23 protein-coding genes and 1 riboswitch are annotated in these 19801 nt (G+C 67.8%); of the genes, 15 read left to right on the forward strand and 8 right to left on the reverse strand.

Features of this window, described 5'->3' with window-relative positions:
• Window positions 1–96 precede the first annotated feature (96 nt).
• The 4 genes from greA (at window position 97) to RKE40_RS08575 (ending at window position 2110) form a co-directional block, all read left to right on the forward strand.
• Window positions 97–570: a transcription elongation factor GreA gene (greA, locus tag RKE40_RS08560; RefSeq protein WP_066471398.1), complete on the forward strand. Its 474-nt coding sequence runs from the start codon at window positions 97–99 to the stop codon at window positions 568–570.
• Window positions 571–665: 95 nt separating this feature from the next.
• A complete protein-coding gene (locus RKE40_RS08565; RefSeq protein ID WP_316017812.1) occupies window positions 666–1148 on the forward strand; it encodes a hypothetical protein in 483 nt (160 codons plus the stop codon).
• On the forward strand, window positions 1141–1620 hold the full coding sequence (locus RKE40_RS08570) for a hypothetical protein (protein WP_316017813.1): 480 nt from the start codon (window positions 1141–1143) through the stop codon (window positions 1618–1620). Before RKE40_RS08565 ends, RKE40_RS08570 begins: the two co-directional genes overlap by 8 nt.
• A 1-nt stretch (window position 1621) precedes the next feature.
• Window positions 1622–2110, forward strand: a complete 489-nt coding sequence (locus RKE40_RS08575; RefSeq protein WP_316017814.1) for a hypothetical protein — start codon at window positions 1622–1624, stop codon at window positions 2108–2110.
• 4 nt (window positions 2111–2114) lie between these two features.
• Here RKE40_RS08575 and RKE40_RS08580 read toward each other — a convergent pair whose 3' ends face one another.
• Both RKE40_RS08580 and RKE40_RS08585 read right to left on the reverse strand, forming a co-directional pair.
• On the reverse strand, window positions 2115–2567 hold the full coding sequence (locus RKE40_RS08580; RefSeq protein WP_316017815.1) for a GNAT family N-acetyltransferase: 453 nt from the start codon (window positions 2565–2567) through the stop codon (window positions 2115–2117).
• A gap of 14 nt (window positions 2568–2581) precedes the next feature.
• A complete protein-coding gene (locus RKE40_RS08585) occupies window positions 2582–3046 on the reverse strand; it encodes an Lrp/AsnC family transcriptional regulator (RefSeq protein ID WP_316017816.1) in 465 nt (154 codons plus the stop codon).
• 158 nt (window positions 3047–3204) lie between these two features.
• Here RKE40_RS08585 and RKE40_RS08590 point away from each other — a divergent pair, with 158 nt between their 5' ends.
• The 3 genes from RKE40_RS08590 to RKE40_RS08600 all read left to right on the forward strand — a co-directional run bounded on the left by RKE40_RS08590 (window position 3205) and on the right by RKE40_RS08600 (window position 6304).
• Window positions 3205–4200 carry a mitochondrial fission ELM1 family protein gene (locus tag RKE40_RS08590; protein ID WP_316017817.1) on the forward strand — a complete coding sequence of 332 codons (996 nt, stop codon included), beginning with the start codon at window positions 3205–3207 and terminating at the stop codon, window positions 4198–4200.
• A gap of 107 nt (window positions 4201–4307) precedes the next feature.
• Window positions 4308–5273: a thioredoxin-disulfide reductase gene (gene trxB, locus RKE40_RS08595; protein WP_316017818.1), complete on the forward strand. Its 966-nt coding sequence runs from the start codon at window positions 4308–4310 to the stop codon at window positions 5271–5273.
• Window positions 5274–5413: 140 nt separating this feature from the next.
• The gene (locus RKE40_RS08600; protein WP_066471375.1) at window positions 5414–6304 is read left to right on the forward strand and encodes a LysR family transcriptional regulator; all 891 of its coding nucleotides are present in this window, start codon (window positions 5414–5416) and stop codon (window positions 6302–6304) included.
• A 445-nt stretch (window positions 6305–6749) separates the two neighbouring features.
• Here RKE40_RS08600 and RKE40_RS08605 read toward each other — a convergent pair whose 3' ends face one another.
• Window positions 6750–7313, reverse strand: a complete 564-nt coding sequence (locus RKE40_RS08605) for a methylated-DNA--[protein]-cysteine S-methyltransferase (protein WP_316017819.1) — start codon at window positions 7311–7313, stop codon at window positions 6750–6752.
• Between the two features lie 65 nt (window positions 7314–7378).
• Window positions 7379–8335, reverse strand: coding sequence for a protein-methionine-sulfoxide reductase catalytic subunit MsrP (gene msrP, locus RKE40_RS08610; RefSeq protein WP_316017820.1), 957 nt, complete (start codon window positions 8333–8335; stop codon window positions 7379–7381).
• A gap of 334 nt (window positions 8336–8669) precedes the next feature.
• Between msrP and RKE40_RS08615 the strand changes: the two genes are divergently transcribed.
• On the forward strand, window positions 8670–9779 hold the full coding sequence (locus RKE40_RS08615) for a branched-chain amino acid ABC transporter substrate-binding protein (RefSeq protein ID WP_316017821.1): 1110 nt from the start codon (window positions 8670–8672) through the stop codon (window positions 9777–9779).
• A gap of 95 nt (window positions 9780–9874) precedes the next feature.
• Here the strand turns inward: RKE40_RS08615 and leuB are convergent, their stop codons facing one another.
• Window positions 9875–10984: a 3-isopropylmalate dehydrogenase gene (gene leuB / locus RKE40_RS08620; protein ID WP_316017822.1), complete on the reverse strand. Its 1110-nt coding sequence runs from the start codon at window positions 10982–10984 to the stop codon at window positions 9875–9877.
• A gap of 121 nt (window positions 10985–11105) precedes the next feature.
• Window positions 11106–11217: riboswitch (TPP riboswitch) on the forward strand.
• 57 nt (window positions 11218–11274) lie between these two features.
• Between leuB and thiB the strand changes: the two genes are divergently transcribed.
• The 3 genes from thiB to RKE40_RS08635 are packed head-to-tail and all read left to right on the forward strand — an operon-like array spanning window position 11275 to window position 14525.
• Window positions 11275–12294, forward strand: coding sequence for a thiamine ABC transporter substrate binding subunit (gene thiB, locus RKE40_RS08625; protein ID WP_316017823.1), 1020 nt, complete (start codon window positions 11275–11277; stop codon window positions 12292–12294).
• 4 nt (window positions 12295–12298) lie between these two features.
• Window positions 12299–13834, forward strand: coding sequence for an ABC transporter permease family protein (locus RKE40_RS08630; protein ID WP_316017824.1), 1536 nt, complete (start codon window positions 12299–12301; stop codon window positions 13832–13834).
• Window positions 13827–14525, forward strand: coding sequence for a thiamine ABC transporter ATP-binding protein (locus RKE40_RS08635; RefSeq protein ID WP_316017825.1), 699 nt, complete (start codon window positions 13827–13829; stop codon window positions 14523–14525). The genes RKE40_RS08630 and RKE40_RS08635 overlap by 8 nt, the downstream gene beginning before the upstream one ends.
• A gap of 6 nt (window positions 14526–14531) precedes the next feature.
• Here RKE40_RS08635 and RKE40_RS08640 read toward each other — a convergent pair whose 3' ends face one another.
• Complete coding sequence (locus RKE40_RS08640) at window positions 14532–15710, reverse strand: lytic murein transglycosylase (protein WP_316017826.1); 1179 nt, start codon at window positions 15708–15710, stop codon at window positions 14532–14534.
• A 165-nt stretch (window positions 15711–15875) separates the two neighbouring features.
• Between RKE40_RS08640 and RKE40_RS08645 the strand changes: the two genes are divergently transcribed.
• From RKE40_RS08645 to RKE40_RS08660, 4 genes are read left to right on the forward strand one after another with little or no spacing between them, the layout of a single operon-like run.
• Window positions 15876–16136, forward strand: a complete 261-nt coding sequence (locus RKE40_RS08645) for a SemiSWEET family sugar transporter (protein WP_316017827.1) — start codon at window positions 15876–15878, stop codon at window positions 16134–16136.
• Window positions 16137–16188: 52 nt separating this feature from the next.
• A complete protein-coding gene (locus RKE40_RS08650) occupies window positions 16189–16545 on the forward strand; it encodes a DMT family protein (protein ID WP_316017828.1) in 357 nt (118 codons plus the stop codon).
• A gap of 5 nt (window positions 16546–16550) precedes the next feature.
• Window positions 16551–17312: a class I SAM-dependent methyltransferase gene (locus tag RKE40_RS08655; RefSeq protein WP_316017829.1), complete on the forward strand. Its 762-nt coding sequence runs from the start codon at window positions 16551–16553 to the stop codon at window positions 17310–17312.
• A 29-nt stretch (window positions 17313–17341) separates the two neighbouring features.
• Window positions 17342–17644 carry a hypothetical protein gene (locus RKE40_RS08660; protein WP_316017830.1) on the forward strand — a complete coding sequence of 101 codons (303 nt, stop codon included), beginning with the start codon at window positions 17342–17344 and terminating at the stop codon, window positions 17642–17644.
• A 3-nt stretch (window positions 17645–17647) separates the two neighbouring features.
• On the opposite strand, the gene RKE40_RS08665 is transcribed toward RKE40_RS08660, so the two are convergent.
• Together RKE40_RS08665 and RKE40_RS08670 are read right to left on the reverse strand one after the other, a co-directional pair.
• Window positions 17648–18769: a PQQ-dependent sugar dehydrogenase gene (locus RKE40_RS08665; RefSeq protein ID WP_316017831.1), complete on the reverse strand. Its 1122-nt coding sequence runs from the start codon at window positions 18767–18769 to the stop codon at window positions 17648–17650.
• 79 nt (window positions 18770–18848) lie between these two features.
• Window positions 18849–19799: a phosphatase PAP2 family protein gene (locus tag RKE40_RS08670; RefSeq protein WP_316017832.1), complete on the reverse strand. Its 951-nt coding sequence runs from the start codon at window positions 19797–19799 to the stop codon at window positions 18849–18851.
• Between the last annotated feature and the right edge of the window lie 2 nt (window positions 19800–19801).

Consider the following 19801-nt stretch of genomic DNA (forward strand, 5'->3'; position numbering starts at 1 on the left):
CGCGCCGGGGTAGTTTTTCTAACGATCGAAAGCGACGGCGCTGGTGTGGATCAATCCGACCGGCGCCGCATCGCGTTTCGGAACTGGGACGGGACGATGGACAAGGTTCCTATGACGGCCGGCGGTTTCGCCGCTCTCGAAGTCGAGCTGAAGCAGCGGCAGCAGGTCGAACGCCAACGCATCATTCAGGCGATCTCCGAGGCACGCGCCCTCGGCGACCTCTCGGAGAACGCCGAGTATCACGCCGCCAAGGAAGCCCAGTCGCTGAACGAGGGCCGCATCATGGAGCTGGAATCGCTGATCGGCCGCGCCGACATCATCGATGTCAGCAAGCTGGGCGGCGACACCATCAAATTCGGCGCGACCGTCAAGCTGATCGACGACGACACCGAGGAAGAGAAGCTCTACCAGATCGTCGGCGAGCCGGAATCCGACGTGAAGTCAGGCAAGGTCTCGATCGGTTCGCCGATCGCGCGCGCCCTGATCGGCAAGAAGGTCGGCGATTCCGTGCAGGTCAATACGCCCGGCGGCGGCAAGTCCTATGAGGTGGTCGGCGTCGCCTTCCGCTGAGCCGTTTTTCAGCGTCGCTTCCTGGTCGTGGCTCCTTGGCCATCCCGGCATCAGCCCCTAGATTGAGGGTGGTGCCTGCCGCCGGAGATGCAGCCATGACCAGCCGTCGCGCTTTTCTCACCGGGTCCGCCGCGCTAGCCGCAGGCGGGCTCGTTTCGTTTGGGGCAGAGGCCCAGGGCGCACCGGTCGGCGCCATCCGCGTCGACGCGAGCCGTCTCGGCCCGCAAGGCTGGGGCGAAAGGTCCGCGAGCATCGCACGCGCCCTCGAGCAACAGCTCGCCTATCAGCTCGGCGGCCAGCGCCAGCGCGGCGGACCGACGCTTTATGTCACTGTCCAGGGCCTCTGGCTCGCCAGCTATGCGGGCGGCGGCAGCCCCGGCGATTCGGACAACACCGACAACATGGACAGCGTCGCCGAACTCGTCGACCGTGGCCGGGTGCTCGCCAGCTACCCGATCCGCACGGCCCTGCTCTCCAGTTTCGGCGGCGCCTGGTACCGGCCCGATGTCGACGAACGCCGCGTCGCGGCGCTGCTCGAGAACAACGCGCTCTGGATCAAGCGCTATCTCGGTGGCTGAGACCATGCTCGCGCGCCGCGCTTTCCTGATCGGCATTGCCGCCACAACGCTGGCCGGCTGCCAGACGACTGCGCAGACGGCTCCACCGGTCGCGATCGGCGCGATTCGCGTCGATACCGGCCCGCTGGCCGCCAAGGGCCAGAGCGCCACGGCCGCCATGATCAAGCCGATGCTGGAGCGCGAGCTCGCCAGCCTCCGAAGCGGGCATGGCGCAACGCTGCAGGTCACCGTCACCGGCCTTTACCTGACGAGCTATGCCGGCGGACAGGCGGTCACCATGGGCAATGACACCCTCGAAAGCGAAGCCCGGCTGATCGGCGCCGACGGACGCGAGATCGCCCGCTATCCGATCCTCGCCATCATGGCTCCGAGTTCCGGCGGCGCCTGGTACCGGCCCGACGTCAATCAGCGCCGGATCGAGGCCCTGGTCGCCAGCAATGCGCAATGGATCAGGCGCTACGTAGGTGGTTGAGATGATGCTACCGACCCGCCGCCTTTTCGCCCTGGGCGTTGCCGCGGCCCTGCTGGCCGGCTGCCAGACCACGCCCCCGCTCGGCCCCGGTACCGCGATCGGCATCATTCGCGTCGATGTCTCGCGGCTGGTCGAGCTCGGCGTCGGCCCCCGCGCCGAGCTTGTCAGGACCCGGCTCGAGCAGGAGCTGGCACGCGATTTCGCCGGGGTGCGTCAGCCTGGCGGCGCGACGCTCACTGTCGCCGTGCGCGGGCTAACCCTGCCAACCTATGTCGGCGGCGATATCGATGACGGCGCGACCTCGGACTATCTCGAGAGCCTGGTCACCGTCACCGGCCGCAAGGGCGAGGTGCTGGCGACCTATCCCATCCTGTCGATGAACGGGGCCGGTGATTCCGGTTTCTGGTTCTCGCCCGGTATCGACGAGCGCCGCGTCGAGCGCCTCATCGTCAATCACGCCGCCTGGATCAGGAAGATGGTGCTCGGCTGAGACCTCAGTCGGCCACCGGCCGCCGGATCTCGAACGCGGTCTTGCCGCGCTTGAAGCCGCAGGCCTCGTAGAAGCCGAGCACGGCCTCGTCCTTACGCCCGGTCAGCAGCATGACCTTGTAGCAGCCTTCGGCCCAGGCCTGCTCGATCGCCGCCTGGATCACGCGCTTGCCAACGCCGCTTCCGCGCAGGCCTCGTTCGGTGACGACGTTCTCGATGAGCGCGAAGGGCCGCATGTTCCGCGTCAGATTGGGCGCGACCACCAGCACGCAGGTCGCGACCACCCGGCCGTCGAGCTCCGCAACGAGCACCCTCATCATCTCGCTGGAGAGCATCCTGGCCCAGACGGCGGCGGCGGAACCCGCGTCCGGAAGCCGATCCTCAGCGTTCAGCTGGGAATAGAGGTCCAGCATCGCGGGCAGATCGCCGGTCGCCGCCCTGCGGATGGTCGGTTGCATGCCGTGGCCGACGCTCAACCCAGCGGCGCGATCGGCTCGTCCTTGACCCGGTCGAGCGCCAGCGCGGTGCGGACATTGCGGACATTGGGCAGCGCCGTCAGGTCACCGACAAAATCCTGGAAGGCCTTCAGATCGGTCGCGACGCATTTCAGGATGAAATCGATGTCACCCGACAGCGTCCAGCATTCACGCACCGCCGGCCAGTCGCGGATCCTGCTCTGGAACGCGGCGAGGTCGGCCTCGGCCTGGCTGGCGAGGTGGACGAAGGCGAAGCAGACCACCTCGATTCCGAGCTTGCGCTCATCGAGCTGCGCCCGGTAGCCGGTGATCACCCCCGCCTCCTCCAGCGCCCTGACCCGCCGCAGGCATGGCGGCGGCGAAATGCCGACGCGGCTGGCGAGCTCGACATTGGTCATCCGCCCGTCACGCTGCAATTCGGTCAGGATGCGGAGATCGATCTCGTCGAGCTTGGAACGCACAAATCCTCCCGGAAAAAGGTCGCGCTGGTGTAGACGCAGTGTCCACGCGATACAAGGCGCAGGCCAGGCCGAGTTCGGCGGGGCGACAATTGGAGCCCTCTTCCCGCGGCGCAGCCTGAAAGCTGCCGGGAATGGGGCTGGCGTCGGGGGCATCATTCGTGGGCGAGCAACAGGCTTCAAAAGCCATTCCCACCCTCTGGGTACTGACCGACGGCAAGGCCGGCGACGAGGTCCAGTGCATCGGCGTGGCCGAGCGCCTCGGCCTCGTCCCCGAGATCCGCCGGGTCGCCCCGGGGAAGCCCTGGTCCTGGCTGATGCCGCGCGGGCCGATCGACCCACGCGAGGCGCCGGACCGGCCGAACAGCCCGCTCCGCCCGCCTTTCCCCGATATCGCCATCGCCTCGGGCCGGCGCGCCGTCGCCTATCTGCGCGCACTGAAGAAGGCCTCGAACGGACGCAGCTTCACTGTCTTCCTCAAGGACCCGCGTACCGGCACCGGCGCCGCCGACCTGATCTGGGTGCCGCAGCACGACCGCCTGCGCGGCGACAACGTCCTGGTGACGATCACCTCGCCGCACCGCCTCGCCCCGGCCGCGCTCGCCGCAGCCCGCCAGGCACCGCCGCCGGCACTCGCCGCCCTGCCCTCGCCGCGTGCCGCCGTGCTGGTCGGCGGCGACAGCCGCCATCACCGCTTCCGGCCGCAGGATATCGAAGGCTTCGCCGCCCGTCTGGAGGAGCTCGCTGCCTCCGGCGTCGCCCTGATGGGGTCGCGCTCCCGCCGCACCCCGCCCGCGCTCGACGCCGCGGTCAGCGCCGTATTCCGGCGCCATCGCGGCTGGTGGTGGGACGGCACAGGCGCCAATCCCTATGTGCCACTGCTGGCGCTCGCCGATGCGATCGTCGTCACCGCCGACTCGACCAACATGATCGGCGAAGCCACGGCGACCGGCGCGCCGATCCTCGTCTTCGAGCCGCATGGCGGCCACGGACGGCTGGCGAAGTTCCTCGAGGCGCTGAAGGCCTATGGCGCTGTGCATCACTTCGAGGGCCGGCTTGAAGGCGGGCGCTACCAGCCGCTAGACTCGACGGAAGCGATCGCGCGGGCCGTCGGCGAAGGCTGGCTGCGTCACAGGGCGGCGGCAGGGCTGGACTGACGGCCTCCCGATACCGATATGTCCGGCTTCCGCCGGAAAGGCGATGTCGCCGGCATGGGCCGGCAAAGGCAGAAATTCACCGGCCCGGCCGGCAGAGGAAGACGAGAATGGCCCATACCCACGCCAAGGTGATGATCATCGGTTCCGGCCCCGCCGGCTATACCGCCGCGATCTATGCCGCCCGCGCTCTGCTCGAGCCCGTGCTGATCTCCGGCATGCAGGCCGGCGGCCAGTTGATGATCACCACCGATGTCGAGAACTATCCGGGCTTCGCCGACGTCATCCAGGGCCCCTGGCTGATGGAGCAGATGCGCGCCCAGGCCGAGCACATGGGCACCAAGATGGTCTCCGACCACATCGCCCGCGTCGATCTCTCACAGCGCCCGTTCCGGCTCTGGGGCGATGGCGGCGAGACCTATTCCTGCGATGCGCTGATCATCGCCACCGGCGCCCAGGCCAAGTGGCTCGGCCTGCCCTCCGAGCAGAGCTTCCAGGGCTTCGGCGTCTCGGCCTGCGCGACCTGCGACGGCTTCTTCTTCCGCAACAAGCAGGTCGTGGTGGTCGGCGGCGGCAACACTGCCGTCGAGGAGGCGCTTTATCTCGCCAACCTCGCCGCCAAGGTGACGCTCGTCCACCGTCGTGACACGCTGCGCGCCGAGAAGGTGATGCAGGACCGCCTGTTCAAGCATCCCAAGGTCGAGATCGTCTGGGATTCGGAAGTCGCCGAGATCCTCGGCGGCACGCAGCCGCCCTCGGTGACGCATGTCCGCCTGCGCAACCTGAAGACCGGCGCGCTGCAGGACCTGTCGACCGACGGCGTCTTCGTCGCCATCGGCCACAAGCCGGCGACCGAGCTCTTCACCGGCCAGCTCGCCATGCGCGAATCGGGCTATCTCGAAGTCACGCCCGGCACGACTCAGACCAATGTGCCCGGCGTCTTCGCCGCGGGCGACGTCACGGACGAGCATTATCGCCAGGCCGTGACCGCGGCCGGCCTCGGCTGCATGGCCGCGCTCGACGCCGAACGCTGGCTCGCAGCCAATGAATCCGAGCTCCGCGAAGCCGCGGAATAGGGTTTTGTTAACTCATCAGCGTTGCTGATGAGTTACCCAACGAGTTTAAGGGCTAAAAACCAGGCATCCGGCAAAGGAAACATTGACCTCGCGCCCCCTCCCTCCCATCATGCGCTGAACGCATAACAGGGGGGAAGGCGGTGGATTGGGACCGCATCCGGATTTTCTACACAGTCGCAGAATCGGGCAGCTTCACCAAGGCCGGTGACGGGCTCGGACTGAGCCAGTCCGCCGTGAGCCGCCAGATCGGCGCGCTGGAACGCGAACTGCGCGCGCCGCTTTTCCACCGGCATACCCGCGGCCTGATCCTGACCGAGCAGGGCGAACTGCTCTGGCGCGCCGCCCGCGAGATGACCCAGCGGCTGGAGCGCACGCGCGCGCAGCTGTCGGAAACACGCGAGCACCCCTCCGGCGAATTGAAGGTTACCGCGACCCGCGGGCTTGGCGGTCATTGGCTGACGCCGCGCCTGGCCGAGTTCCTCGACCTCTATCCCGACATCAAGGTCGACCTCATCCTGACCGACGAGGAACTCGACCTCTCGATGCGCGAGGCGGACATCGCCCTGCGGCTGCGCCAGCCGCAGCAGCCGGACCTGATCCAGCGCCGGCTCTTCACCGTGCACTTCCACGTCTACGGCTCGCCCGCCTACATCAAGCGCTTCGGCGAGCCGAAGAGCTATGAGGACCTCGACAATCACCGGCTTCTGTCGTTCGGCAACACCTCGCCGTCCTATCTGACCGCGGTGCACTGGCTCGGCACGCTCGGCCGCGACCAGCGCAATCCGCGCCCGATCCATCTCACTGTCAACAACATCACGGCGATGAAGCGGGCGGTCGATTCGGGCGCCGGCATCGCCATCCTGCCGGACTACCTGATCGAGGCGGGCTCGCCGCTCGTGCAGCTGATGCGCGAGACCGAGATGCCGCAGCTCGAAAGTTATCTGGTCTACCCGGAAGAGATGAAATCAGTCGCCCGTGTCCAGGTTTTCCGTGATTTCTTGATCCAGAAGGCTCAGCGCTGGACGTTCTGAGCCCTGGCCGCCCGGCAGGCAGAGCCTGCCCGAAAACCCGGCGACGGGGTGTCCCGTCCCGCCCCTGACGCATTGCGTCACGTCAATTATGGCAATTATGTCAAATCCTAGCATTTCATCATGCTGTGGACGCATGACTGCCCCGCCCAATGCTGCATTGCAAAAAGGCAGGTCCTGCTCGATATTGTGCCCACGGTTGTTCGGAACGGGCTCCGCATTCTCCTCCCGGCGTTGAGTTCGTTCCAGCCGTTCCCCTCTGAGATGTTTGGCGCTTGCGCCGAATATTTCAAACTTCTAGGCCGGCTCCTTCGGGACGCCGGCCTTTTTTCTTGGCCGCGACGGTCGCTGCTGCCTGCCGATCACCGTCATTCCGGACAGGCTGCGTAGCGACGCAGCTCCGGGATCAGCGAAGGGCGGCTTGCTCTGCGATGAAAGGGCCCCCTTCCTATCGCCGCCTGGCTTCCAGCGGCAGCGAATCGAACAGCGACGGCTCGGCGCTCGTCCGCGCCTTCTCGATCGTCAGGATCCTGAGCTTGGTCTCAACGCCGCCATCGGCCGAGAAGCCGCCGGTCTTGCCGCCGGCCGCGAGCACGCGATGGCAGGGCACGATGATCGGGATCGGATTCTGGCCGAGCGCCACGCCGACTGCGCGCGCCGCGCCGGGCTCGCCGATCCGCGCCGCGACCTCGCCATAGGTCAGCGTCTCGCCGGGCGGGATCGTCAACGTGACGCGATAGACCCGCTGGTTGAACTCCGACGTGGCGCTGAGATCGATCGGCAGATGGCCGAGATCGCGCTGCTCGCCGGCCAGCAGGGCGACGATCTCGGCGATCGCTTCCCGAACGAAAGCAACGGGCTCGGCCTCGCCAGCCTCCGGAAAACGGTGGGCCAGGCGCCTGCGGGCCGTGGTCTCGTCATGCTCCGGCAGTTGTGCGGCGATGATCTTCTCGCCTTGCCACACCAGGGCACAGCTGCCGATCGCGGTATCGAAGAGACAGAAGCTCTGCATGGCTCGACGCTAGCGCAAGCGAAGGCACTACGGCACCCGTTTCCTGCCGAACCGTCCCGGCAAGCTCAGGCCCAGAGCCGTTCCTTCTCCAGTCCCTTGTAGAGATCGGCGACCTGCTCGCCATAGCCGTTGAACAGCAGGGTCGGCCGCCGCTCGCGCGAGCCCAGCACCTGCTCGCTCGCCTGGCTCCAGCGCGGATGCGAGACCTCCGGGTTCACATTCGCCCAGAAGCCGTATTCCGACGCCTGCAAGCCCTCCCAGAAGGTCTTCGGCCGCTCGGCGACGAAGCTGATCTTGTTGATCGACTTGACCGATTTGAAACCGTACTTCCAGGGAACGATCAGTCGCATCGGCGCGCCATGCTGGTTCGGCACCGGCTTGCCGTAGATCCCGGTGACCATCAGCGCGAGTTCATTGCTTGCCTCGGCGATGGTCAGCCCCTCCGTATAGGGCCAAGGATACCAGCGCTGCGACTGGCCGGGCGCCACGCGCGGATTCATGAAGGTCTGCATCTGCACGTATTTCGCGCCCGAAAGCGGCTTGGCGAGTTCGACCAGCTTCTTCAGCGGAAAGCCGGTCCAGGGCACCGCCATCGACCAGGCCTCGACGCAGCGGAAGCGGTAGAGCCGTTCCTCCAGCGGCATCTTTCGGATCAGCTCGTCGACGCCGATCTCGAACGGCTTCTCGACCAGCCCGTCGATCGTCACCGTCCAGGGCCGCGTGCCGAGGCGCTTCGCCGAGGCGACGACGTCCTTCGAGGTCCCGAACTCGTAGAAATTGTTGTAGTTGGCCGCGAGCTCTTCCTCGGTCACCGGCCGGTCGAGCTTGTAGGCCTCGTTGCGCTTGGCCGGATAGAGGTCGAGCGTCGGGTCCGCGCCCTGGGCGAACGCCATCTCCGGCAAGGCGGCACCGGCGATCAGCCCGGCACCGGCGGCGATGAAGCGGCGGCGGTCCATGAAGGTGGCCTCGGGGGTCGCCTGGCTTTCGGGAATCTCCCAGCCGGCGCGGGTCTTGATCAGCATCGGACGACAAGCTCCGGTTATCCGGCGGCAGCTAGTCCACAGAGCGGGCCGATGCGCAATTCACGAGCGGGAGAGGATCAGCGGCGCTCTGTCGCGCCCTCGGCCTTCCTTCCGCAGAGCGCCATCCACCTTGCATCGCGGTCATGCTCGCCACGCTCGCTGCCGGGGCGTGCCCGGATCGCAGGCGCATGCTAGAAATTTCGGCAATGGTCGGACAGCCAGTTCCGCTCGGTAGAGAGTTCAGGTCTTTCAGAGGAAAGGCCTGTCGCGCGTCCCCGACCAGCGCGGCCGAACCGCGGGCGGAAGCTGGATGAACGTCGAGGAGACGATTGCGATGGGCAAGTTGAAATTCCTGGTTGGAACGGCCTTCGCCGCCACCCTTCTGGCCGCTCTGCCGGCCCGCGCCGACATCGTCATCGGCCTGATCGCGCCGCTGACCGGCGCCGTCGCCGCCTATGGCGACCAGGTCCGCAACGGCGCCGAGGCCGCCGTCGAGGCGATCAACAAGAAGGGCGGCATTCTCGGCGAGAAGGTCGTGCTGAAGCTCGCCGACGATGCCGGCGATCCCAAGCAGGGCGTCTCCGCCGCCAACCTGCTGGTCGGCGAGAAGGTCAAGTTCGTCGTCGGCCCGGTGACCTCCGGCGTCGCCATGGCGGCTTCCGACGTCCTCGCCGAGCACGGCACCTTGATGGTGACGCCGACCGCGACCGCCCCGGCCCTCACCAGCCGTGGCCTGAGCAATGTCCTGCGCACCTGCGGCCGCGACGACCAGCAGGCCGAAGTCGCCGCGAAATACGTGCTGAAGAACCTGAAGGACAAGCGGATCGCGGTGCTCCACGACAAGGGCACCTACGGCAAGGGCCTCGCCGACGCCTTCAAGAAGGGCATCAATGACGGCGGCGTCAAGGAAGCGCTCTATCTGACGCTGACGCCCGGCGAGAAGGACCTTTCGGCCGTCATCACCCGGCTGAAGGCCGCCAATATCGACCTGATCTATTTCGGCGGCTACCACCCCGAAGGCGGCCTGCTGGCCCGCCAGCTCAAGGACGCCGGCATCGCCGCCACCATCATCGGCGGCGAGGGCCTGTCCAACACCGAGTTCTGGGCGATCGCCGACCAGTCGGCGGCCGGCTCGCTGTTCACCAACGCGACCGACGCCCAGAAGAGCCCCGACTCGGCCGAGGCCGTGGCGGCGCTGAAGGCGAAGGGCATCCCGGCCGAGGCTTTCACGCTCAACGCCTATGCCGCCGTCGAAGTGCTCAAGGCCGGCATCGAGAAGGTGGGCAAGGCCGACAGCGCCACCGCCGTCGCGACCGCGCTGAAGTCCGGCATGACGGTGCCGACCGCGATCGGCAAGCTGTCCTACGGCAAGAACGGCGACCTCAGCTCGCCGGCCTTCTCCATGTTCAAATGGGAAGACGGCAAGATCGTCTCCGTCGACTGACGAAATAAGGCCGGTGCGGGGATGTCCCGCACCGGCCCGATATTGAGCAGGTATGCGCCGCCCCGCTGGGACTGCGCATACAGCGATAAACCGCCTCAGCCGCGCGCTTCGAGCGCCTTGATGATGGCCTCGCCCATCTCGGTGGTCGAGACGGCGTTGGCGCCGGGCGCGGCGATGTCCTTGGTGCGGGTGCCGGCGCCCAGCACGTCGGCGATGGCGCCTTCGAGCCGGTCGGCAGCCTCGCCCGCGCCGAAGGAATAGCGCAGCGCCATGGCGAAGGAGCCGATCATCGCGATCGGGTTGGCGAGGCCCTTGCCGGCGATGTCGGGCGCCGAGCCGTGCACGGGCTCGTAGAGCGCCTTGCGCTTGCCGGTCGCCGGGTCCTCGGCGCCGAGCGAGGCGGAGGGCAGCATGCCGAGCGAGCCCGTCAACATCGCCGCGACGTCGGAGAGGATGTCGCCGAAGAGGTTGTCGCAGACCACGACGTCGTACTGCTTCGGCCAGCGTACAAGCTGCATCGCGCAGTTGTCGGCGAGCACATGCTCGAGCTCGACATCCTTGTACTCGGCAGCGTGCAGCGCGGTGACCGTCTGCTTCCAGAGCACGCCGGTCTTCATGACGTTGTGCTTCTCGGCCGAGGAGACCTTGTTGCGGCGGGTGCGCGCCAGTTCGAAGGCGACGCGCGCGATGCGCTCGATCTCGCCGGTGGTATAGAGCTGGGTGTCGACGCCGCGCTTCTGGCCGTCCTCGAGCGTGACGATTTCCTTCGGCTCGCCGAAATAGACGCCGCCGGTGAGCTCGCGCACGATCAGGATGTCGAGGCCCTCGACCACTTCCGGCTTCAGCGACGAAGCCGAGGCCAGCGCCGGATAGCAGATCGCCGGACGCAGGTTCGCGAACAGGCCGAGATCCTTGCGCAGGCGCAGCAGGCCGGCCTCCGGGCGATGCTGATAGGGGACATCAGCCCATTTCGGGCCGCCGACCGCGCCGAAGAGCACTGCGTCGGCCTCCTGGGCGAGCTTCATGTCGCCTTCCGAGATCGCCGCCTTGTGGGCGTCATAGGCCGAGCCGCCGACGAGGCCGCGCTCGAGCGAGAAGGAAGCAAGACCCTGCTTCTCGAACCAGGAAACGATCTTCTCGACCTGGCCCATCACCTCGGGGCCGATGCCGTCGCCGGGCAGAAGCAGGAGCTTGTGGTTCGCCATGGTCGCCTCTCGGAATGCTGTTATCTTCAGGGCCTTCGCGCCCCTGCGCGCTGGTTACGGGCGGAAGCCGCGCGAAGCAAGCCGCAGGCTGGACTTGGGCGCTGCGGAGGCCTATCCGTCAGGGGTCTCAACGGGGTGCCCGGCAACCGGGCTGAGAGGGGCGCATAAGGGCGCCACGACCCGTAGAACCTGATCCGGGTCGTGCCGGCGGAGGGATTGAGCATCGAAGCCCGCAGCGGGCGACGCAAAGCCCTCCCCGTCAAAGCCCCAACGAAGCATGCGGGGACGTCATGACTGGTCTGAGCGGCAGAGCGGGGCTGATCGCCGGAATGCTGGCGGCGTTGCTCTTGGGAGCCCCTGCGCAGGCGCAGGAGAAGCCGGCGCTGAGCGTCTACACCTATTCCTCCTTCACCGGGAAATACGGCCCCGGCGCCAAGGTCAAGGCCGCCTTCGAGGCGCAGTGCGGCTGCACGCTGAACTGGGTCGCCGCCGACGATGCCGGCTCGCTGCTGGCGCGGCTCAAGCTCGAGGGCGAAACGACGAAGGCCGATCTCGTGCTCGGCCTCGACATGAACCTCGCGGCCGAAGCGAAGGCGAGCGGCCTGTTCCAGGCCCACGGCCAGGACGGCGCGTCACTGACCCTGCCGACGCCCTGGACCGACGATACGCTCCTGCCCTTCGACTGGGGCCATCTCGCCTTCGTCTACGATTCCACCAGGCTCGCGACGCCGCCGCAGAGCCTGAAGCAGCTCGTCGACGACCCCAAGGGGCCGAAGCTCGTGCTGCAGGATCCACGCACCAGCGCCCCCGGCCTCGGCTTCCTGCTCTGGATGCGCGCCGTCTATGGCGACGAGGCCGACGCGGCCTGGGCAAGGCTGAAGCCGCGCATCGTCACCTTCACCAAGGGCTGGTCCGAGGCTTATGGCCTGTTCCTCAAGGGCGAGGCCGACATGGTGCTCTCCTACGCCACCTCGCCGGCCTACCATCTCGGCGCCGAGAAGAAGACGCAGTACAAGGCTGCGCCCTTCGCGGAGGGGCACTACCTGCATGTCGAGCTCGCCGGCATGACGCGGGCGACGAAGCAGCCCGAGCTGGCGAAGCGCTTCCTCGCCTTCATGCTCTCCGACGCCTTCCAGTCGCTGATCCCCGAAGGCAACTGGATGATGCCGGCGAAGCTGCCGGCCGCTGGCCTGCCCGCCTCCTTCGCCGGGGTGATCAGGCCGCAGAAGACCCTGCTGGTCGCGCCGGAGACGGTCCGCAGCCAGCGCAGGGCCTTCATCGACGCCTGGCTCGCCGCGACGAGCCGCTGAGACCTTGCTCCGGCCGGCCACGCTCACCGCGCTCGCGATCCTCGCCCTCGCCTGCGGCTCGCTGCTCGGCCTGGCGCGAGCCGGCTCGGACGTCGCCACGCTCGCGACGCTCGGCCCCTATCTCACCCGCCTGATCGCCTCGGCCGGTTTGCAGGCGGCCCTCTCGACGCTGCTCTCGCTGGCGCTCGGAACCGGGCTCGCGCTCGCCTTGCTGCGCCGGCGCTTTCCCGGCCGCGAACTGCTGCTCGCACTGCTTACCACCGCCGCGGTGGCGCCGACCATCGTCATCGCCTTCGGTATCGTCGCGATCTATGGCCGCTCCGGCCTGCTCGGCTCGCTGGCCCGCAGCCTCGGCGCCGAGCCGCCCTCGATCTACGGGCTGCACGGCATCGTCATCGCTCATGTCGTGATGAACATGCCGCTGGTGACGCGCGCTTTGCTCCATGCCTTCGAACGCGAACCGGGCGAGCGGCGCCGGCTCGCCTCGGAGCTCGGTTTCACCGCCGCCGACTGCTTCCGGCATCTCGACTGGCCGGTGATCCGGCGTGAGGCGCCGGCGCTCGCCGTCCTCGTCTTCCTGCTCTGCTTCACTAGCTTCGCCATCGTGCTGTCGCTCGGCGGCGGCCCGGCCAATGCGACGCTGGAGGTCGCGATCTACGAGGCGGTGCGCTTCGAGGCCGATTTCGTTCGCGCCGCCGCACTGGCCGGCCTGCAATTGCTGATCTGCCTCGCCCTCGCCGCGGCCATGACCGCGCTGACGCCGAAAACCCGCGAGGAAGCCGGCGCCGAGCGCAACGCCACCCGGCCCGACCTCTTCGCCCTGCGCCGTCTCGATGGGCTGGTGCTGATCCTCGCGGCGGCCCTGATCGCACCGCCGCTTTTCAGCGTCGCGGGCGGGCTCGGTGCCATGACGACCCTCGCCTCGGCCGAATTCGTCCAGGCCGCCGTCACGAGCGCAGTCATCGCCGTCAGCGCCGGCCTCCTGGCCTGCCTGCTCGCTCTGCTGCTCGCCAGCGGCGCGCACCGGCTGCCGCAGCGCTCCCGCCTGCCCGACCTGGCTGCCTTCGCCATGCTCGGCCTGCCGCCCTTCGCCTTCGTCGCCGGGCTCTATGTCCTGCTGCGCGGCCTTGGCGACCCTGCCTCGCTCGGCCTGATGCTGGTCCCGCTGGTCAATGCGCTGATGGCCCTGCCCTACGCCTACCGCCTGCTCGCTCCGGCGCTCGCGATCAGTGCGCAGCGCCATGGCCGGCTGGCCGAGAGCCTGGGGCTGGCGGGTTGGAACAGGCTGCTTCTGGTGGAGTGGCCGGCCATGCGCGGTGCGCTCGGCGCCGCCTTCGCCTTCGCCACGGCACTCTCGCTCGGCGATTTCGGCGTCATCGCCCTGTTCGGCGGCCCGGAACTGACCACCCTGCCCTATCTGCTCGCCAACCGCCTCGGCGCCTATCGGATCGAGGAGGCCAGTGCGCTCGCGCTGGTGCTCGTCCTGAGCGCCGGCGGCCTCGCCTTCCTGACCCAGCGCTGGAGCGCGCGCCATGCTTGAGATCGCCAGGCTCGCCCTACGCTATCCGGACTTCGCGGCGTGCTATGATCTGACGGTGCCAGCCGGTGCGCTCTGCGCCGTGATCGGCCCTTCCGGCGGAGGCAAGACCACACTGCTCCACGCCATTGCCGGTTTCGAGCGGCCAAGCGCTGGCCGCCTTCACTTCAATGGCCAGGATCTATTGCCGCTGGCGCCGGCCGCGCGGCCGATCTCGATCCTGTTCCAGGACCACAACCTTTTCCCGCATCTGACCGCGGCCGAGAATGTCGGGCTCGGGCTGAAGCCGTCGCTGCGGCTGGATGCCGGCGAGCGGGAGCGTGTCGCGGCGGCGCTGGCGGAGGTCAATCTGACAGAATTTGCTTCACGCCGGCCCGCCGAGCTTTCCGGCGGTCAGCGGCAGCGCGTCGCGCTCGCCCGCGCTTTGCTGCGCGGCAAGCCGCTGATGCTGCTGGACGAGCCCTTCGGCGCGCTCGATCCCGGCCTGCGCCGCGAGATGATCGCCCGCGTCGACGCGCTCCGGCGCAGCCACGGCCTGACCGCGTTGATGACGCTGCACACCCCGGAGGAGGCGGCGGACACCGCCGACCTCTTCGCCTTCGTCGCCAATGGCCGCGTCGAGGCGGCGGGCCCATGGGACAGGCTGACGGCGAAGGACGGCTCGGAATCGGTCAGGCGCTTCCTCGGCCTTTGAATCTCGTCAAAGCCGCCCGCCCTTCAGCGCGCGCAGCACCTTTTCGCCCGGCCGGCCGGTCGGCTCCATGCCAATCTTGCCCTCGACATCCTTGATCGCCGCCCGCGTCAGCGAGCCGACGGCGCCGTCGGGCTCGCCGACGTTGTAGCCGCGCGCGATCAGCAGGCGCTGCAATTCGCGGCGCTGCTCGCGCGACAGCGGCAGATCGTCGGTCGGCCACTGCCCCTGCACGCCCGGCCGGCCGCGCAGCCGGTCGGAAAGCAGCGAGATGGCGAGCGCATAGGAATCCGCGCCGTTGTAGCTGAAGGCTGCATCGTAGTTCTTGAAGACCAGGAAGGCCGGGCCGTTGCGCCCGGCCGGCATCAGCAGGCCGGCATTCCCGGTACCGTTGAGAGCCGAGCCGTCGAACTTGACGATGCCCTGGCCCGCCCAGTGCGAGACCGGCCGCTTCGGGTTGCGCCCGGTCGCGCCGGAATAGCTGCGCGGCACGCGGACCTCGTAGCCCCAGGTCGCACCGGTGACCCAGCCGGCCTTGTCCATAAAATTCGCGGTTGAGTGCAGCGCGTCCGGGATCGAGTCGACGAGGTCGCGCCGTCCGTCGCCATCGCCGTCGACGCCGAGCCTGAGATAGGTCGAGGGGATGAACTGGGTGTGGCCGAAGGCACCGGCCCAGGAGCCGGTCAGCCGGTCGGCGCGGACATCGCCGCGCTGGATGATCTGCAGGGTCGAGATCAGCTCGCCCTTGAAGAAGGCGTTGCGCCGCGGCGCGAGACAGGCGCCCGTCGCCAGCGCCTGGACGAGCGGCCAGCGGCCCTTGGCCTTGCCGAAATCGCTCTCGACGCCCCAGACCGCGACGATGGTGTGGCGGTCGACGCCGAAGCGGCTTTCGGCTGCTGCCAGCGTCGAGGCGTGCTGGCGCAGCATGGCGCGACCTTCCGCGACCTTCTCGTCGTCGACCAGCGTGCCGAGATAGTCCCAGATCGGCGTCTTGAACTCCGGCTGGTTGTTCATCGCCTCGATGATCTTCATGTCGGGTGTGACGCCCGCCATGGCCCGGTCGAAGGTCGCGCCGGAGACGCCCTTGGCCGCTGCATCCGAGCGCAGGCCGGCGACGCACCGGTCGAAATTGGCAAAGGCCGCCGGAGCGGCGACGACGAAAGGCAAGGCCAGGATCAGAGCGCGCATAGGTCCACCGAATCGCAGGAATGGCACGAAACTAGGGCGCTCCGGTTAAAGGAGGTTAACCATGCGGCCTTTCGCGCCCACGCCTTATTCTCCTCTAGCCAGTCGCGCGCGGACACGGCCTGATCTATGCCTGCGCAGACAGCGCGAATCGCCCCCGGACCAGCCATGCAGCCTGCTCTGATCGAGACCCTCGGTTTCGCCGCCGCGACGCTGACGACGCTGTGCTGGCTGCCGCAAGCGGTGCAGACGATCCGCACCCGCGACACCCGCGCGATCTCGCTCTGGACCCAGGCGATGTTCGCCAGCGGCATCGTGCTCTGGCTGGTCTACGGCATGCTGATCGCGTCCTGGCCGCTGATTGGCGCGAATGCGGTCTCGCTTTGCCTGGTTTCGGTCATACTCGCGATGAAGCTGCGCCACGGCTGAGTCGCGTAGGTCCCGCTTCGAGACGCCAGCCCCGCCGCTACGGAACCCCGCCATGCCCGCTATCACGACCGCGCATCTCCTGCCGATCGGCATGCTGATCGCCTCGAACGTCTTCATGACCTTCGCCTGGTACGGGCACCTTTCCTACAAGAGCTCGGCGATCTGGCTGGCGATCCTGGCGAGCTGGATGATCGCCCTGCCGGAATACATGCTCGCCGTGCCGGCGAACCGCATCGGCCACAGCGTCTATACCGCTGCCGAGCTGAAGACGATCCAGGAGATCGTCACGCTCTGCGTCTTCGCGCTGTTCTCGGTATTCTGGCTGAAGGAATCGCTGAGCTGGAACCACGCCATCGGCTTCGCCCTGATCGCCGCCGGCGCCTTCTTCATCTTCCACGGAAAGGCCTGAGCGCCATGGCGCCGTTCCCCGCCTCGGGCCACCCCGCTGCCGAAGCCTATCTCGCCGACGGCTATGAGCGGGTCGTCGGCATGTCCTCGCGCTTTGCCGCCGCGATCTGCGCAAGGCTGCTGCGGCTGCAGACCGAGGAAGGCGTTTCCGGGCCGATCGCCGAGATCGGCGCCTTCGAGGGCCGCTTCTTCATCGCCCTGGCGCACGCGCTCGAGCCCGGCGAGATCGCGCTCGGCATCGACATCTTCGAATGGCCGAACCCGGAGGTGAGGGAGCGCTTCGAGGCCAACTGCCTAAAATACGGCATCGCGCCCGAGCAACGCGTCACCATCAAGGGCGATGCCGGAGCCATGGCACCCGCCGAGCTGCTGGCCCACGCCCGCGGCGAGCGGTTGCGCTTCATTCATGTCGACGGCGAGCATTCGCGCGCCGCGCTGTCGAAGGACCTGGCGCTCGCCACTGCCTGCCTTTCGGAGGGCGGGCTGATCGTGCTCGACGACATGCTGCACCCCGGCTACCCGACGCTGATGGTCGCGGTGCAGGACTATCTCGAAGCCAATCCCGGCGTCGTTCCGCTGTGCATCATCGACCGCGAGACCATTGTCGGCGCAACCAAGTTCGTGCTTTGCCAGCGCGACTGGTTCGAACGCTACCAGGCGGCGCTGCTCGAGATCTTCAAGGAGCAGATCTGGCCGCTCGGTGCCGATTTCGAGCCGCATTGGTGCCTGGTCCTGTCGCTCGACACCAGGCTCGCCGAGATCACCTGACCTTCCAACATCGATCAAGGGCTACCAAGATGAAGAAACTGGCACTGATCGCCAGCGCGCTGACTGTCGCCGCCGCCCCGGCCCTTGCCGGGCCGACCTGCTCGCCGAGCGACGAGAACGCCCGCATCCTCGCTTCGGCCTCGCCGGCCAACATCCATCGCGACTGGAAGGCGCCGAACCATGTCGGCTATGGCTGGTCGCTGCAAGTCGAGCGCAGCGTGCGCGACGCGTCCGGCACCGAATACTATCAGGGCGACCTCTACGACACGCGCGGGCAGCTTTCGACCCGCAAGGTCTTCGTCGTCGAGCGCGAATGGGATTGCGGGCCGTGAGACTCAGCGCGCCGGGCGGACCCGCAGGATCTTGCCCTTGGCATCGTCGCTGAGCAGGTAGAGGTAGCCGTCCGGCCCTTGCCGGACGTCGCGGATGCGCTCGCCGATATCTGTCAGCAGCCGCTCCTCGCCGGTCACCCTTTCGCCCTGCGTCGAGACGCGGACCAGCATCTGGCCGGCGAGCGCGCCGACGAAGAGCGAGTTCTTCCAGGCCGGCCAGCGGTCACCGGTGTAGAAGACGGCGCCCGAGGGCGCGATCGACGGATCCCAGTAGAAGAGCGGTTGCTCCAACCCGGCCTTGGAGGTGCCCTCGCCGATCCGAAGGCCGGAATAGTCGATGCCATAGGTGATCACCGGCCAGCCATAGTTCAGCCCGGCCTTCGGGGTGTTGATCTCGTCGCCGCCGCGCGCGCCGTGCTCGACGGTCCAGAGCTGCCCGCTCTGGGGATGGAGCGCAGCTCCCTGAACGTTCCGGTGGCCGATCGACCAGACTTCCGGCTGCCAGCCCGGCTTCTTCGGATTGCCTTCCGCCGCCCCGCCCTCCGGGCGGATACGGATGACCTTGCCGATATGGTTCTCGGGGTTCTGGGCCTGGTCGCGCTGGCTGTAGCGGTCGCCCGTGGTGACGAAGAGCGCGCCCGTCCGGTCGAACACCAGCCGCGATCCGAAATGCATGTTGCTGTTGACCGTCGGCATCTGCCGAAAGATCACATTCGTCCCTTCCAGCGCCGTACCGGCCGCGTTCAGCCGGCCGCGCACCACGCTGGTGCCGTTGCCGCCGGCCCGTGGCTCGGAGAACGAGAGATAGACGAGGCGGTTCTGCGCGAAACCGGGATCGAGCACGACATCGAGCAGGCCGCCCTGGCCGCGCCCGGTGACATTGGGCACCCCGGAGAGCGGCGCCGAGAGCTTGCCGTCCACCGAGACCAGCCGCAGCCGCCCCGGCCGCTCAGTCACCAGCATGCGGCCATCGGGCAGGAAGGCGAGGCCCCAGGGGTTTTCCAACCCGCCGGCCACGGTCTCGACCAGCAATTCGCCGGCGCTGGACGGGTAGCGCTGCTGGGCCATCGCCGGATTGGCGACAAACCCGGAAATCACGATCAAAGCTGAGACGATCCCGCGCATATGGCCTCCATTGCCCACTTGGCCTCCTTACATAGGCCGGGCGACGATCGGGACAACGGCGGAAGCGCGTTTCGGCGGCCTATCCGGGCTGGGAACCCGCCAGAACCGGGGAGATCTCGGCTGGGCGCGTCGCCGGCTTGAACGAACTGGCGGCGAGGAAGCGGCGCGCAGCGACATGGCACAGCAGCGCGATGGCGAGCCCAGCAAAGACGTCGACGAAATAGTGGCCTCCGTCGATCGGCGTCGAGGCGATCATCAGCAGGTTGAGCACCAGGAAGGGCCAACGCAGCCAGGGATGGGCCCAGCCGGCGAGCAGCATCAGCAGGGCGATGGCGGCGTGATAGGACGGAAAGGTGATGATGCCTTCCGTCCTGGACAGGTCGACGAGAAACGGCGCGCCGGAGCGCAGCGCCTTGATGTCGGCGACATGGACGAAGGCCGCGCCCGGATTGAGATTGGGATAGTCCGCCGGCGTCAGGCCGAGATGGACGAACATCGCCACTGCCGGCAGTACGGCAGAGATGGCGATCGAAATCAGCGCCGCCAGCATCATGGCGAGAACCATGACCCGTGCCGCGTCACCTCGACCGGAAAAGGCCAGTACGATGACCAGGATGATGATCTGGGGCAGGATGCTGGCATAAGCCAGGCCCAGGATCGTTCCGAGCCAGGGCCGGGCATCGACCGCCTTCAGATAGGCCAGCCAATCGAGACCGAGGCTGCGATCCAGCGCATAGAATGCGGCATCCTGCTCGGGGAAATTGAGCGTGGATGCGAGATAGGACAGCAGGACGCCGGCGATCATGAAGGCCATGACCTGGCCCATGCAGTCCAGCGCATCGGCGAGCTTGGTCTCGGCGCGATAGGTCCGGTAGTAGCCCGCCAGCAGCGCGCAGGCGATGCCGGCCGCGAAGGGGCCGATCAGCGACAGGGGTACGATGGAGACATTGGTGAAAGGCAGCCAGGCGAGGCTGACCAGCAGCACTCCGAAGATCAGCGTCCAGCTCGCGATGCTTGCGCGGATGCTCACCG

Origin of the sequence: Allobosea rubneri, from assembly GCF_032464875.1 — a bacterium.
Lineage (GTDB): Bacteria > Pseudomonadota > Alphaproteobacteria > Rhizobiales > Beijerinckiaceae > Allobosea > Allobosea rubneri.

Excerpts from the sequence above, each read along its gene's own strand:
- greA (WP_066471398.1), top strand. The coding sequence starts at position 97 with ATGGACAAGGTTCCTATGACGGCCGGCGGTTTCGCCGCTCTCGAAGTC.
- RKE40_RS08565 (WP_316017812.1), top strand. The coding sequence starts at position 666 with ATGACCAGCCGTCGCGCTTTTCTCACCGGGTCCGCCGCGCTAGCCGCA.
- RKE40_RS08575 (WP_316017814.1), top strand. The coding sequence starts at position 1,622 with ATGATGCTACCGACCCGCCGCCTTTTCGCCCTGGGCGTTGCCGCGGCC.
- RKE40_RS08580 (WP_316017815.1), bottom strand. The coding sequence starts at position 2,567 with ATGCAACCGACCATCCGCAGGGCGGCGACCGGCGATCTGCCCGCGATG.
- trxB (WP_316017818.1), top strand. The coding sequence starts at position 4,308 with ATGGCCCATACCCACGCCAAGGTGATGATCATCGGTTCCGGCCCCGCC.
- RKE40_RS08605 (WP_316017819.1), bottom strand. The coding sequence starts at position 7,313 with ATGCAGAGCTTCTGTCTCTTCGATACCGCGATCGGCAGCTGTGCCCTG.
- msrP (WP_316017820.1), bottom strand. The coding sequence starts at position 8,335 with ATGCTGATCAAGACCCGCGCCGGCTGGGAGATTCCCGAAAGCCAGGCG.
- RKE40_RS08615 (WP_316017821.1), top strand. The coding sequence starts at position 8,670 with ATGGGCAAGTTGAAATTCCTGGTTGGAACGGCCTTCGCCGCCACCCTT.
- leuB (WP_316017822.1), bottom strand. The coding sequence starts at position 10,984 with ATGGCGAACCACAAGCTCCTGCTTCTGCCCGGCGACGGCATCGGCCCC.
- thiB (WP_316017823.1), top strand. The coding sequence starts at position 11,275 with ATGACTGGTCTGAGCGGCAGAGCGGGGCTGATCGCCGGAATGCTGGCG.
- RKE40_RS08635 (WP_316017825.1), top strand. The coding sequence starts at position 13,827 with ATGCTTGAGATCGCCAGGCTCGCCCTACGCTATCCGGACTTCGCGGCG.
- RKE40_RS08640 (WP_316017826.1), bottom strand. The coding sequence starts at position 15,710 with ATGCGCGCTCTGATCCTGGCCTTGCCTTTCGTCGTCGCCGCTCCGGCG.
- RKE40_RS08645 (WP_316017827.1), top strand. The coding sequence starts at position 15,876 with ATGCAGCCTGCTCTGATCGAGACCCTCGGTTTCGCCGCCGCGACGCTG.
- RKE40_RS08650 (WP_316017828.1), top strand. The coding sequence starts at position 16,189 with ATGCCCGCTATCACGACCGCGCATCTCCTGCCGATCGGCATGCTGATC.
- RKE40_RS08655 (WP_316017829.1), top strand. The coding sequence starts at position 16,551 with ATGGCGCCGTTCCCCGCCTCGGGCCACCCCGCTGCCGAAGCCTATCTC.
- RKE40_RS08660 (WP_316017830.1), top strand. The coding sequence starts at position 17,342 with ATGAAGAAACTGGCACTGATCGCCAGCGCGCTGACTGTCGCCGCCGCC.
- RKE40_RS08665 (WP_316017831.1), bottom strand. The coding sequence starts at position 18,769 with ATGCGCGGGATCGTCTCAGCTTTGATCGTGATTTCCGGGTTTGTCGCC.